The sequence below is a fragment of the Nonomuraea sp. NPDC049637 genome (assembly GCF_040675235.1).
In the GTDB taxonomy this organism is placed as follows: Bacteria; Actinomycetota; Actinomycetes; order Streptosporangiales; family Streptosporangiaceae; genus Nonomuraea.
In genome coordinates this window covers 13,229-26,550 of sequence record NZ_JBFAOM010000003.1, presented here as the reverse complement: position 1 = coordinate 26,550, position 13,322 = coordinate 13,229, and the positions used below count along the sequence as shown (strand labels likewise).

The window sequence follows — 13,322 nt, the reverse complement described above, 5'->3', positions numbered from 1 at the left end:
GGGCTTGTCAGAAGGCGAACTGGTCGTTGATCTTCTGTTCGAGCGCCGCCTCCTTCGGCACGTACGTCGCGTAGAAGTCCTTGCCGCACTCCAGGTCGTCGAGCGCGGCCTTGATCTCCTTGGCGAGGTACGGCTTGGCCGCCTCGGGGGTGAGCTCCGGCATGATGAACGACCCCGACGTTCTCTTCTCGTCGTCGGGAAGGTTCTTCTGCTGTGCGCGGCCCAGCTTGTCCTGCTGCCGTCCGAACTCCTCGTCGCCGCGCAGGTTCATGGCCGTCGGCTTGGTGTCGGTGACCGAGTAGCCCTTGCCCTTGAGGCAGGTGGCCATGGGACCGGTCAGCTCCACCAGTCGGGGGTCGCCGTCGAGCTCGGCGGCCTTCGCCCGTTTGCGGGCGAGGCCCAGCTGGTTGTAATAGTCCATGCGCGACTTCAGGGTGAGGCCGAGGGCCTGCTTGCCGGCCGTGACCATGCAGACGTTGATGGCCTTGTTGTAGGCGTCGTTCTGGGCGGGGGAGAGGTCCTCCTGGATCTTTACGTTGGGGTCCATCTCGGCCTGGGCGTCCGGTCCCTCCGTGGGGTAGACGTGGATGGCGAACCTGCCGAATCCGTATTTAGCGCGATATTTCCGCATCGCCTGGTAGTCGCCGGAGTTGCGCTTACGCGTGTCCTCGCTCTTGTCCTCGGGCTTCACGTACGGCACGTATTTGAAGCCCTTCTGCTTCATGCAGTCGGCCTTGGCCGCCTCGAACTGGTGCTTCTTGTCCTTGGCGGCGGCGGCCCGCGACGGCTGGGCGGTCTCGGTGCCGCCGGTCGGCTCGGCGGCGCCCCCGCAGCCGCAGAGCACGGCCGCCGAGAGCGACATGGCGATGGCCAGGCGGGATCTCTTGAGCATGGCGGAGACCATACTCCGTTCCACGAAGTATGGTCAATCCAGGCAGTGCCGCCGCTGACGGAAGGGCGCGAAGGCGGCCCCCATGATCAGCAGCGCGAGCACCCCCCAGTAGGCCAGGTGCTGCCGGGTCAGGGCCTCGGAGTGCAGCACCAGCTCGCCCGACGTCGTCGCTAGGTAGATCGCCGCCGCCAGCGTCCACCGGTGGTCGCGGGCCAGGTAGGCGCTCCCCGCCGCCAGCCCGAACGCCACCGCCTCCACGACCAGCCTGCTCAGGCTGAGCGGGAACGACGTGGAGTCCTCCATCCACTCGGGGCCGGCCCACGCCGCCGCCACGGCCGCCGCCCACCACCACCACGACCTCGTGCGCGGCGCCCGCCGCAGCACGAGCAGGCCGGTCAACGCCACCGCGTAGGTGCCCGCCACCAGGTAGGGGTCGCTGTCCATGAACAACGGCCGGACCTGGAGGAACGTCGGATAGACCGGTAACAGCGTCGTGTCGAACGGCTGCCACCACCCGCCGGCCAGCGCCACCGCCTTGGCCCCGGTGAGCAGGGTCAGCGCCGCCGCCGTGCGCAGCCACCCGCGAGCGGTCGCCAGCAGCGTGAGCGCCGACAGCAGCGTCCAGAGCGGCAGCGTGCCGGCGTAGGGCAGCAGCGCGGCCAGGTTCGCCGCCGCGACGGCGGTGACGGCGAGGTGCACGCCGTCCGCCCACGGGCTGCCGGTCGCCAGGTGGACGATCCGGCTGCGCACCCCGCCCCTGAGCAGCCCCCACGCCTCGCGCGGCACCGGGACGCGCCGCCCCGGCTCGGCCGATTCGAGCAGCACGTCGAGCAGCTCGTCACCATGGGCCGCGCGGTACGTCCTGGGATAGGCGAGCAGGAGCCTGCGGTAACGCCGTTCGAGCGCGGACGCGGCTCGCGCGGACCCGACGGCCGTCATCCGGCCGACGGCCGCAGGACTAGCGAGGCGGCCGCCTGCATGCGTCTCGCCTCCGCCTCCACCAGCGCCTGGCCCTCGTCGGTGATCCGGAAGTAGCGCCGGTTGCGCCCGTTGACCGTCTCCTCACGGTCGACGGTGATGACGCCCCGCTCGTTGAGGCGTTCCAGGATGCCGTAGAGCGTGCCGACGGAGGGCTGCACCCGGCCGCCGGACAGCTCCTTGACCGACTTGCTGATCGCGTGGCCGTGCAGCGGGCCGGCGCGCAGCGCGGCGAGCACGAAGTACATCGGCTCGCTGACTTCTGAGGTTCCCCTGGGCATGGGGGAGACAGTATTCCGTTCAACGGAGTGTGGGCAACGCGGGCGGACCCCCGCAAGGGCCGCCCGCGTCGCGCGTCACCGGCAGCGGTCGCCGTCGAGGCGGAAGACCTCCGGGGCGGGGTTGGGCCCCGAGGCGTGCGTGCCGACGAAACCGAACGTCACGGACCCGCCGGGCCTGATCCGGCCGTTGTAGCCGAGGTTCCGCGCCGTCACCACCGCTCCGGACTGGACGAGCTCGGCCCCCCAGCCTTCCTTGATCCGCTGGCCGCCGGGGAACGACCAGCTCAGGGTCCAGCCGTTCACGCTCTCCTTGCCGGTGTTCTCGATCACGATCTGGCTGGTGAAGCCGCCGGGCCACGAGCCGTGCGCCGAGTAGCGCACCCGGCAGGCGGCCTGCTCGCCCTTGTCCGCCAGGAACGCCGAGACCCACGCCAGCGGCGAGTTCCAGTTGATGGTCAGCTCGTTGGTGGACCAGGACTCGATGTCGTCGACGTAGCAGAACTGGGGCTTGCAGCCGCGCAGCAGCCGCTGGGCGACCGGGTCCTGGATGGCCGAGTTGGGGCCGCCGGCCAGCGAGCCGCGCGGCGGGCGGGGCAGCGCGTGGTCGAGCTGGTGGGCGTACCAGCGGCTGTGCTGGTTCTGGGCGGAGACCTCGCCGTAGCCGGTGACGTAGGAGATGTTGAGCGCGTTGCGGCCGAGCAGGTAGTCCATGCCCTCCCGGACGGCGGCCCGGTACTTCTCCTGGCCGGTCAGGTCGTAGGCGGTGGCCAGCACGACCAGGTTGTTGAGTACCAGGTTGTTGGAGCCCCAGTCGAAGTCCGCCGGCGCGTACGGCAGCCCGTACGGGTGCGCCCGCTGCACCGCCAGGTACTTGTCCGCCCCCTCGACGACCGACTGCCGCACCTTGTCCCGGCCCGGCAGCGCGTTGGGCACGGTCGCCAGGCCCAGCCGGCCGAGCTGGGCGGTGTTGCCCCAGTCGAAGCCGCGCTCGCGCCAGATGTCGCCGGTGTGGTGCGGCGAGGCCAGCACGAAGTCCGCGAACTCCTTCTCGCCCGTCGTCAGGTAGAGCTCGGCCGCCGCCCAGTAGAACTCGTCGGTCACGTCCGCGTCGTCGTAGGCGCCGCCGCCCACGCCGTCGGCGGGGTCGGCGTACCGGGCCGGGTTCGCCTTCGCCGCCGCCCACGCCTTGCGCGCCGCCTTGAGGTTCCTGGCCGAGAACGCCGGGTCGTAGGGCGCGAACAGCCGGGCCGCCTGCGCCGCCGTCGCGGCCAGATTGAGCGTCGCGGCCGTGGACGGCGGGTGCAGCTCGCGCTTCTGCGGGTCGAGGTGCGGCAGCAGCGGCAGGCCGGTCCAGTTCTGGTCGTGCACCTTGTGGTGGGCCATCCCCGCGTACGGCTTGCCGTCCGGCACCTGCATGCTCAGGATGAACTCCTGCTCCCAGCGGGCCTCGTCCAGCACGTCCGGGACGCCGTTGCCGCTCTCGGGAATCTCGAGCTGGCCGTCGGTGAAGGCGGCCCGGTCGCGTTCGTAGGCCGCCATGAGCTGGTGGACCGCGATGCCGCCGTTGACCACGTACTTCCCGTGGTCGCCGGCGTCGTACCAGCCGCCCTTGACGTTCAGGGTGTAGTCACAGCCGCCCGCCTGGCAGGGCACGGCCGTGTCGCCCTGGTTGGGGGACGTGCCCGCGTGGCCGGCCGGGCGTCCGTAGCCGGGGCGCAGGCTGTCGAGGATCTCGATGCCGCTGCGCTGGGTGTAGTAGAACTTCAGCGCGTCCGTGGGGAGGGAGTCGTACACGTCGGCGTCGATGTCGAACGGCCTGCTGGTCTCGCCGTCGGCGGTCAGCGTGTAGCCCTCGCCGGGCTTGGCGTAGGCGCCGAAGTCGATGGTGTGCACGTTCTGGCCCGAGCTGGCGTCCAGGCCCTTGGGGGCGGTACGTCCGTTCGCGACCGTTTCGTGTGCCGCGTTGCGCAGCTCCCAGTCCAGGGGCGTGGTGGCGTCGGTGACCAGGGTGGCCTTCTTCGGGCCCGAGGGCAGGTAGCCGACCATGTTCACCCGGACGCGCGGGCCCGTGTCCGGCTCGTAGACCTCGGGTTCGGCGCCGCCCTTCAGCGACACGTCGTCCATGCAGAACCTCCAGGGCTCGGCGCTGCCGCCCAGCTGGAACGCCACCTGGGCGTTCGGCAGCGAGACCGGGGCGGTGAAGGTGTAGGAGTAGTCGTTCCCCGAGACGCTCAGCTCCGGGGCGGCCGACAGGTACTGCGTCCACGGGTCCACGGGGAGCTGGATCAGGGCCTTGCCGACCTTGGCGGGGGTGGCGGAGGCCGAGAACCTGTAGGCGTAGGTGTCGCCGGCGACCAGCGGGACGCCGTCCTGGCCGATGATGACGTCCCAGGGGTTGGCGGTGCCGCCGGGGACGTCGGCGCACAGCCTGCCGCCGTCGATCGTCAGGGTGGTGTTGCCGGTGCTCCACCAGGGGGCGGTGCCGGCGTCGAAGGTGCCGTTCACGATCTGCTCGGGTCCCTCGTCGGCGGCGCGGGCGGACGCGGCGGGGGACAGGGCGACCATGGTGAGGAGGGCCAGCAGCGCGGCCCGGCATCGGGTCATGGAGGTCCTTCAGGGGTTGGGAGCGCTCCCAGTGGAGCGCTCCCGATCCTCCTTGCCCACCGCCGCCCCGTCAACGGATGCCCGCCATCGGTGCTGGAAGACGCTGAAACTTTCACGCCCCGGCCCGGACCGAGCCTGTCGGCCGCCCTTCACTGACGGCTCATGTTCTGGGAGGGTTTCGAACGTGGTCCCTGCCCTCACCCTGGCCGGGTGCGCCGCGCACGAGTTGCTCGAACGCCAGACCGCCAAGCTGGCCAGGCAGCTCGTCCGCGGCTTCGCCGAGGAGATCCCCCTCTACCGGCGGCTGCCGAAGGAGGAGCTCGACGGCGAGATCACCGTCATCACCGAGCACAACCTGCGGCTGATCGCCCGCATGTTCCGCGACCGCCGCCCGCCCACCAGGGCCGAGCTGGCCCCGCTGCGCTCGTCGGCGGCCCGCCGGGCCCAGGAGGGCGTGCCGCTGGAGGCCCTGCTGGCCGCCTACCACCTGGGCGCGCGCAAGGTGTGGGAGCACCTGTTCGCCGCGGCCACGCCCGCCGACTTCGAGGACGTGCTGACGGCCAACCGCCTCATCCTCCTCTACACGGAGTCGGTGACGGCCGCCGTGTGCACCGCGTACCTGGAGGAGCGCGAGGGGATGCTCAGCCACGAGCAGCACGCGCTGCACGCCGCCGTGTCCGCGCTGCTCGGCGGCGACCGGGCGGCCCTGGCCGGGGTGCGGCTGGCCCCGCGCTACCTGGTGCTGGCGCTGGCCGTCGGCCGGCATCCCGACGAGGAGAGCGACGAGCCGGGCGGGTCGATCGCGGGCCGCCGCAAGCTCCACCGGATCAGGACGGCGCTCCAGCGGGGCGCGGCCGAGCCGGTGCTGTCGGTGCTGGACACCACGGGCGGCCTGGTGTTCGTGCCGATCACCGGCGAGGACCCCGACTGGTACGAGGTCGGCGAGACGGCCGTCGCGATGGCCAAGGCGGCCGGCGTGCCGGTGTGGGCGGCGGCCGAGATCGCCGCGCCGCCCGGCGTGCCGGAGGCGGTCAAGCTGGCCGAGGAGGTCCTGGAGGTGGTGCGGGTCTTCGAGCAGCCGCCGGGCGCCTACCGGCTGGCCGACGTGCTGCTGGAGTACCAGCTCACCCGGCCGACCCAGGCCACCGCCGTGCTCGCCGGGCTGCTCGACCCGCTGCTCGACAACCCCGACCTGCTCAGGACGCTCACGGTCTACCTGGACACCGGCCTCGACCGCCGCCGTACGGCCGAGCTGCTGCACGTGCACCCCAACACGGTCGACTACCGCCTGCGCAGGGCCGTCAGCCTGACCGGCCTCGACCCCGTGGACCCGGCCCACCTGCAACGCATCGGCGCCGCGCTCGCCGCCAGACGCCGGCACCGCAAGTGAACGGGAGCCGCCCCCGGCAGGGACGGTTCCCGTGATCTCAAGCGGTCAGACCGCGGACACCGCGGCGGTCACCACGGTGGCGAAGTTCCGCATCCCGAGGCCGTTGGGGTGGAACGGGGCGGCGGGCGAGGCCGGCACGTACGGCTCGATCCAGCGCACGCCGGGGGCCTTGCACGGGTCGTGGCCCACGCTCGGCGTCTGCAGGTCGACGAACGACACGCCCGCGGCGGCGGCCTGCTCGGCCAGCATCCGGTTGAAGTACTGGAGCGTGGCGCGGATGTAGTTGGCGTCGGCCTTGATGATCGGGACGGTCGGATAGCAGCCGTTCGGCGGCGCGTAGGTGGCGTAGCCGACCATGAAGATCCGGGCGCGCGGGGCGCGGGCGCGGATGTCGGTCACCAGCGTGGCCAGCTTGGGCCGCAGCGCGTCGGTCTTGACCCGCCAGGAGTCCTGGCCGTCGACGACGTAGTCGTCGTTGCAGGCGTCGCCGACGGGCGGGGGCAGCAGGTTGAGGCAGTCCTCGATGAAGCCGGTCAGGCCGACGTCGTTGGCGCCGATCTGCACCGTGACCAGGGTGGTGTCCGAGCTGAGCGCGTCGAGCTGGGGCGCTACGCTGCCGAGGTCGGTGCTCTGGGAGTTGTACATGTCGCGGGTCTTGGCGCCGGAGCAGGTGACGTCCCTGAAGGTGGCGGCGCCGATGGCCTGGGCGGTCAGGTGGGCGTAGTTGTGGTCGGAACGCCAGCACCCGAGGTCGGGCACGACCTGGTTGGGCACCAGGGGACCCGACGCGGCGGAGTCGCCGAGCGCCACGTACACCTCGCCCTGGGCGGCGTGTGCGGGCGGCGCGACGCCGAGCGCCAGGGCGGTCGCGGAGAGCAGGACGAGCAACCGTCGGACCATGGAGGACTCCTTCGGCGGAGGTGGGGGGTGCGATGGCCGTGCCGGTCAGCGGTCCCGGTGAGGGAGGGCGGGCCGGTCAGCGGCTCGGGTGGGGTGAAGCCGTGCTGGTCAGCGGCGGAAGGGCCCGGTCACCTCGTACGTGATCCCCCCGGTCCCGGCGGTCTCGCCGCTGGTGCCGCGCTGGGAGGAGAAGTAGAGCCGGGTGCCGTCGGGGGAGAACGCGGGGCCGGTGATCTCCGACTTGGCCTGGCCGTCCAGGCGCATGACGGGGGCGACCACGCCGTCGGGGGTGATGATGTTGATCTCCATGTTGCCGCCGTCCTCGGCCACGTACAGGTCGCCGGACGGGCGGCCGGTGATGTTGTCGACGCCGTCGAGGGTGCCGCCGCCCTCGTAGATCGCGGTGACCGTCTGCCTGGCGGTGTCGTAGGCCCAGACCTTGCGGTCGCCCTTGGCGGTGAAGTAGCAGATCCCGGCGGCGTAGTGGCAGCCCTCGCCGCCGCTGAAGTGGCGGGCCGCCGAGACCTGGTGCCTGGTCTGGGTGTCGAAGACGCCGGGCGTCGCGTCGGGCACGGGCCGCCACTCGACGTCGTCGCCGCCGAGTCCGCAGAGCACGTCGAGCCGGCCGCTGGACAGGTCGCCCCAGGTGGTGGGGGTGAACCGGTAGAAGCAGCCGTCGCCCTCGTCCTCGGTCAGGTAGACGACCTTGTGGTCGGGGTCGCAGGCCGCGGCCTCGTGCTTGAACTTGCCCATCGCGGGACGCTGCTGGGCGGAGCGGTTGCCGTACGGGTCGGTCTCGTAGACCTTGCCGCGGAAGATCTCCTCGCACGACAGCCAGGTGCCCCACGGGGTCGCGCCGCCCGCGCAGTTGAGGTTCGTGCCGCTCAGGATCCGGTACGCCCGGTCGATCGAGCCGTCGGCCCTGAACCTGATCGCCGAGGCCCCGCCCACGAGCGGCACCTCGGAGTTGGACACGTAGATCCAGCCGGAGCCGTCGGCGAAGCACGCGCCGCCGTCAGGAGCGGGGTGCCACAGCGTGCCGCCGACGACCCGGCCCGACCTGGCCACCACCCGGCTGGTGAAACCGGCGGGCAGCGCCATGCCGTTGGCGTCCGGGGCGCCGAGCGGCCCGTACGGGCTCACGCCCGCGCCCGCCGCGGAGGCGACGGCGTCGTGCCACATCGCCCCGGAGAACGCGACCGCCGCGGAGACGGTCCTGATGAACGTACGACGGCGCATCATCACTCCACGTGGCTCGCGTCGTTCGAGGTCGTTTGAATTCGCAGACATGACGATGAGCCCTGCTCGTCCTTCTGTGAACTGGACAGGGCGGTAAATCCGGACGGTCAAATCTGTGACGCCTCACAAATCTGGGCGGCATTCCGTGAAGCCGATTGACGGCGGCCCCGGCGCGATCCACCATGGCCCGAACCCCCGGCCTCGATCAGCCCCCGAGGTGCCCGTGCGCGTGCTTCCCCGTCTCCTCACCGCCCTCGCCCTGGCCTGCGCGACGCTCGCGGCCCCGCCGGCGTCACCGGCCTCGGCGGTCCCGCAACCGTCCGGCTGCGACCCGATCGACCCGGCGGCCTGCCTGCTGCCGTTCCCGAACGACTGGTACACCGTCGCCGACCGGGGCACCGACACGGGCCGCCGGGTGGCCTTCGCGGCCGAATCCATGCCGGTCTCGGTCGCCGGCGTGCCGATCGCGCCCGCCGAGTGGAACAGGAACGACGGCTTCTCGCCGGGCTCGATGCTGCTGGCCAGAGTGCCGGGCCTCGACCTGGCCAGGACGGGCGCCGCGCCGATCACCGACATCGGCAGGTCGCTGGACCGGGACGCGCCCGTCGTGCTGCTGGACACCGTGACCGGGGAGCGGTGGCCGTACTGGGCCGAGCTCGACGCGAACGCGCCAGCCGGCCGCCAGGCCCTGATCGTCCGCCCGGCCCGCAACCTGAGCGAGGGCCACCGGTACGCCGTCGCCCTGCGCGACCTTCGCGACGCCGCCGGCGCCCCGATCCCGCCGAGCCCCGCCTTCGCCGCGGTCGCCGGGCCGCCCCTGCCGCCGGACCACGAGCTGCACGACCGCCAGCGCCGCCTCCAGCCCGCGCTGTCCGCGCTGCGCCGCGCCGGCGTCGGCACCCGCGGCCTCTACCTGGCCTGGGACTTCACCGTCGCCAGCGCGCGCGGCCTGGCCGGTCCCGCGCTGGCCATGCGCGACGACGCCCTGCGCACGCTGCGCGGCCGCGCGCCCGCCTTCGAGGTCACCTCGGTCACCGACCTCACCCCCGAGCAGGACGCCCAGATCGCCCGCCGGGTCGAGGGCACCTTCCGGGTGCCGAGCTACCTCGACCGGCCCGGCGGCCCGCCCGGGTCGGCGCTCAACCGCGGCCCCGACGGCCTGCCGGCCCGCCTGCCCGGCAACGAGCAGGTGGCGCCCTTCCGCTGCGAGATCCCCCGTGTCGCCTTCGACCGCCCCGCCCGGCCATCCCTGTACGGCCACGGCCTGCTCGGCAGGCACTCCGAGGTGGGCGCGTCGAACGTGAAGACCATGGCGCAGGAGCACGGCTTCCTCTTCTGCGCCACCAAGTGGATCGGCATGGCCGACGAGGACATCCCGAACGTCGTCTCCGTCTTCACCGACATCTCCCGGTTCGGCACGATCCCGGACCGCACGTTGCAGGGGTTCCTCGACTTCATGTTCCTGGGCCGCGCCATGACCGCCCCCGACGGCTTCGCCGCGCACCCCGCCTTCCGCACCGCCCGCGGCCGCCCGCTGATCGACCTGCGCCACGGCCTGGTGTACGACGGCAACAGCCAGGGCGGCATCCTGGGCGGCGCGCTGGTCGCGCTGTCGAAGGACATCGAGCGCGGCGTGCTCGGCGTGACCGGCATGAACTACAGCACCCTGTTCAACCGCAGCGCCGACGCCGCCCCCTTCCAGGCCGCCTTCGACCGGGCCTACCCCGACAAGCTGGACCAGCAGATCGTCCTGGCGCTCATGCAGATGTCGTGGGACCGCGGCGAGGCCGACGGCTACGCCGCCCACCTGACCGACCGCCCCTACCCGGGGACGCCCCGGCACCGGGTGCTCATGCACGTGGCCTTCGGCGACCACCAGGTGGCCACGGTCACCGCCGAGGTCGAGGCCCGGACCGTCGGCGCCCGGCTGCTGACCCCGGCCCTCGCCCCGGGACGCAGCCCGGACGTCGTGCCGTTCTGGGGCATCCCCGGCATCCGCGGCCGGGCCCATCCCGGCTCGGCCCTGGTGATGTGGGACAGCGGCGCCCCCGCGCCGCCGCTCACCAACACCCCGCCCACGCAGGGCGAGGACCCGCACGAGAAGCCGCGCAGGACCCCGGCCGCCCAGTTGCAGAAGTCGGTGTTCCTCAAGACCGGCGTGGTCGCCGACGTCTGCGATGGGCCCTGCGTCACCCAGTGAGGCCGGGCCGCCACATGGGCCAGAACAGGGCGCCGTCGGGCAGCGCGAACGGCTCCTCGGCGTGGTAGCCGTGCCTGGCGTACAGGTCGCGGCTGCGGGCGCTGCTGGCCTCCAGGTAGGCGGGCGCGCCGTCCAGCAGGGCGTGGTGGCGGCGCAGCAGCGCCGATCCGAGGCCCTGGCCCTGGTGGTCCGGGTGCACGGCCAGGAACGCCAGGTGGTGGTACGGCGGCTCCGGGTGGTGCCGTTCGAACAGCTCGTCCAGCACCCGGAAGCGGTCGGCCCACCTGCCGGTGGCGGCGGCCAGGCGGCGGTCGTAGTCGGGCGGCTCGGGCAGCGGTGCGTCGGCGGTGTGCCGCAGCCAGACCGCGACCGCGCGGTCCTCGTCGAGCAGGTCCACCTCGCCGTGCTCGATGGCGTGCGAGACGAGGATCAGGAAGTCGGCCACCATGATCTCGTGCCGCCCGGCCGGCTCGGGCACCAGGTACGACACGGCGGGCAGCCGCGCGAACGCGGTCGCGATCAGCTCGGCGACCGCGCCGGCGTCCTCGGGCGTCGCCCGGCGGACGTCGTGCGCCGCCACGTCCTGGGCGCGCCTCAACGGACGGCCTCCGGCGTGGCGGCGGCCTTGGCGCCCATGCCCACCAGCGAGTACACGCTCGGCTGTCCCGCGCGCAGGACCAGCGCCCAGCCAACGCCGAACAGGGCGGCCGCCGCGTACACGACCGGCAGGATCCAGGCCAGCGGATCGCCCTCGGGCACCCCGAGCAGCGTCGCGAAGTTGTCCAGCGCCAGCCACACCATCACCGCCAGCGCCAGCGCGGCGGGCACCGGGGCCAGGAACCGCCGCGCCAGGCTCTCGCCGCTCGGCTGCCGGGCGAAGAAGGCGACGATCGCGATCGAGGTCACGAATACCAGCAGCAGCACCCCGAACCCGCCGAACGAGCCGCCGTAGAAGAAGAGCTGCACCAGCGGGTCGAGCCCCAGGACGGCGTAGACCACGATGACGACCAGCCCGAGCACGGTCTGCGCGATCGAGCCCGACCGGGGCGCGCCGCTGCGCGGCCGGGTGCGGCCGAAGAAGGCGGGCAGCACCCGCTCGCGGCCGAGCGCGAAGAAGTACCGGGCGGTGGTGTTGTGGAAGGAGATCATGGCGGCGAACACGCTGGTGACGAAGAGCACCCGGGCGATGTCCACGACCGCGCCGCCGAGGTGCTGGTTCGCGATGACGAAGATCGTCTCGGCCTGGTCGCGGCGGGCGGCGGCCACGATGTCGGCCGGTCCCGTGGCGACCGTCATCGCCCACGACGACAGCGCGTACAGCCCCGCGATGATCGCCACCGACGCGTACGTGGCCAGCGGCACGGTCCGCCGCGGATCCCGGCTCTCCTCCGAGAACACCACCGAGGACTCGAACCCGACGAACCCGAGCGTCGCGATGACCAGCAGCGCCCCCACCCCCGGCACGAACAGCGCCGCAGGCGACAACGTCTCGGCCGAGAACCCCGACCGCGCCGGGTTGACCAGGTCCGCCAGGTCGAACAGCAGGATGACCGCCACCTCGGCGGTGAGCAGGACGGCCAGCAGCCGCCCGTTGACGTCCACCCGCATCAGCCCGAGCACGCCCACCAGCGCCCAGGCGACCAGCGAGATGGCCCACCAGGGCGGCGCGCCGCCGAACCAGCGTTCCAGCAGCGGGGTGGCGGCCGCGCCGAAGGCGCCGTACAGGCCGACCTGGAGGGCGTTGTAGGCGATCAGCGCCACCCAGGCCGCCGCGATGCCCGCCGGACGGCCGAGCCCCCGGCTGATGTAGGTGTAGAACGCGCCGGCGTTGGCCATGTGGCGGGCCATGGCGACGTACCCGACCGCGAACACCGCCAGCACCGCGCCCACGACCAGGAACGCGATCGGCAGCCCGGTGATGCCGGTGACGGCGTAGCCGGTGGTGATCACACCGGCGACGACGGTGAGCGGCGCGGCGGCCGACAGGACGAAGTAGACGACCGAGGGCGCGCCGAGCCGGTCGGCGGCCAGGGCGCCGGCGATCGGGTCGGGCGCGGCGCCGGATCTCGCGGAGGGCATCGCGTTCCTTTCTGGGGGGTTCAGGTGCGGTGTGGCCGGGCCGGTGGTCCGGGGCTCACGTCCGGTAGGTCAGGACGGCGTCGCCGACGGCCGCGCTCACCTGGCGGCCGAGGTCGCTGAGCGGCTGGGGCATCGCGGCCAGCACCGTGGTCAGGTACTGGTGGGCGCCGCGCCGGTCGGCCGGGTCCTCGACGACGACGTCGGTCAGGTCGCAGGCCTCGGCCAGCGCCGCCAGCGCCATGTCGTGCGGGGGCAGCGGCTGCCACTTCACCAGCGCGAGCCGCAGCCGGGCGGAGGGCCACATGGCCCGGTTGAAGTCGGTGGAGAAATAGCGGAATTGTTTACGCTTGAGCAGCCTCGGGGTTTCGCGTTCGAGCAGTCCATTACCCATCAACCGGGCGGTGACTTCGGTGACCGAGCGTTGTGCGAGGTAGGCCAGCCAGGTGCGCACGTCGGTGTGCTGCGGGGAATTGCCTATTTCGGTCAGCACCTTTCCGGTCAGCTCGTCCGGGACCCGGCGGCGGTCGACCACCCGCAGCCGGACCCCCTCGACGGTGATCCGCTGCTCCAGCACCAGCTCCGCGAGCAGCGCCCCGGCCAGGCCGAGCGCCACGCCCGGGACGTGCAGCCGAGGCTTGCCCGAGCCCGTCGCGTCCCAGCAGACGAAGAAGAAATCATCGGCAAGCAAAAATCGGCCCGCTCACTATAGGAATTGGTGGATGACCGGTTCGGGAAGCAGCGTGTAGCCGCCAGCGGCAA

The 13,322-nt window shown here is 72.6% G+C and carries 11 protein-coding genes; 2 read left to right on the top strand and 9 right to left on the bottom strand.

The window, feature by feature from the left end; all coding sequences use genetic code 11:
• Nucleotides 1–7: 7 nt before the first annotated feature.
• The 4 genes from AB0J71_RS04865 to AB0J71_RS04850 form a co-directional block, all read right to left on the bottom strand.
• Entirely contained in the window at nt 8–892 is an 885-nt protein-coding gene (locus AB0J71_RS04865) for a hypothetical protein (RefSeq protein ID WP_364412790.1), read from the bottom strand.
• A gap of 33 nt (nt 893–925) precedes the next feature.
• Nucleotides 926–1,831, bottom strand: coding sequence for a hypothetical protein (locus tag AB0J71_RS04860; RefSeq protein WP_352320644.1), 906 nt, complete (start codon nt 1,829–1,831; stop codon nt 926–928).
• The gene (locus AB0J71_RS04855) at nt 1,828–2,151 is read right to left on the bottom strand and encodes a PadR family transcriptional regulator (RefSeq protein WP_189651648.1); all 324 of its coding nucleotides are present in this window, start codon (nt 2,149–2,151) and stop codon (nt 1,828–1,830) included. The genes AB0J71_RS04860 and AB0J71_RS04855 overlap by 4 nt, the downstream gene beginning before the upstream one ends.
• Nucleotides 2,152–2,226: 75 nt before the next feature.
• Nucleotides 2,227–4,755 carry a glycoside hydrolase family 9 protein gene (locus AB0J71_RS04850; protein ID WP_364412787.1) on the bottom strand — a complete coding sequence of 843 codons (2,529 nt, stop codon included), beginning with the start codon at nt 4,753–4,755 and terminating at the stop codon, nt 2,227–2,229.
• Between the two features lie 184 nt (nt 4,756–4,939).
• Between AB0J71_RS04850 and AB0J71_RS04845 the strand changes: the two genes are divergently transcribed.
• Nucleotides 4,940–6,145 carry a helix-turn-helix domain-containing protein gene (locus AB0J71_RS04845; RefSeq protein WP_352320639.1) on the top strand — a complete coding sequence of 402 codons (1,206 nt, stop codon included), beginning with the start codon at nt 4,940–4,942 and terminating at the stop codon, nt 6,143–6,145.
• Between the two features lie 45 nt (nt 6,146–6,190).
• Here the strand turns inward: AB0J71_RS04845 and AB0J71_RS04840 are convergent, their stop codons facing one another.
• Nucleotides 6,191–7,045: an SGNH/GDSL hydrolase family protein gene (locus AB0J71_RS04840; protein ID WP_364412784.1), complete on the bottom strand. Its 855-nt coding sequence runs from the start codon at nt 7,043–7,045 to the stop codon at nt 6,191–6,193.
• Between the two features lie 108 nt (nt 7,046–7,153).
• Nucleotides 7,154–8,284: an alkaline phosphatase PhoX gene (locus tag AB0J71_RS04835; protein WP_352320724.1), complete on the bottom strand. Its 1,131-nt coding sequence runs from the start codon at nt 8,282–8,284 to the stop codon at nt 7,154–7,156.
• A 229-nt stretch (nt 8,285–8,513) separates the two neighbouring features.
• Here AB0J71_RS04835 and AB0J71_RS04830 point away from each other — a divergent pair, with 229 nt between their 5' ends.
• Nucleotides 8,514–10,484 (top strand): hypothetical protein, encoded by a 1,971-nt coding sequence (locus AB0J71_RS04830; RefSeq protein ID WP_364412781.1) that lies wholly within the window; start codon nt 8,514–8,516, stop codon nt 10,482–10,484.
• Here the strand turns inward: AB0J71_RS04830 and AB0J71_RS04825 are convergent.
• Genes AB0J71_RS04825 through AB0J71_RS04815 form a run of 3 tightly spaced genes read right to left on the bottom strand, consistent with a single transcriptional unit; the run spans nt 10,474 to nt 13,251 of the window.
• Nucleotides 10,474–11,082, bottom strand: coding sequence for a GNAT family N-acetyltransferase (locus AB0J71_RS04825; protein ID WP_364412779.1), 609 nt, complete (start codon nt 11,080–11,082; stop codon nt 10,474–10,476). The genes AB0J71_RS04830 and AB0J71_RS04825 overlap by 11 nt on opposite strands.
• A complete protein-coding gene (locus AB0J71_RS04820; protein ID WP_352320632.1) occupies nt 11,079–12,563 on the bottom strand; it encodes an APC family permease in 1,485 nt (494 codons plus the stop codon). Before AB0J71_RS04820 ends, AB0J71_RS04825 begins: the two co-directional genes overlap by 4 nt.
• Before the next feature lie 55 nt (nt 12,564–12,618).
• Nucleotides 12,619–13,251: a GPP34 family phosphoprotein gene (locus AB0J71_RS04815; RefSeq protein WP_364412776.1), complete on the bottom strand. Its 633-nt coding sequence runs from the start codon at nt 13,249–13,251 to the stop codon at nt 12,619–12,621.
• Nucleotides 13,252–13,322 lie beyond the last annotated feature (71 nt).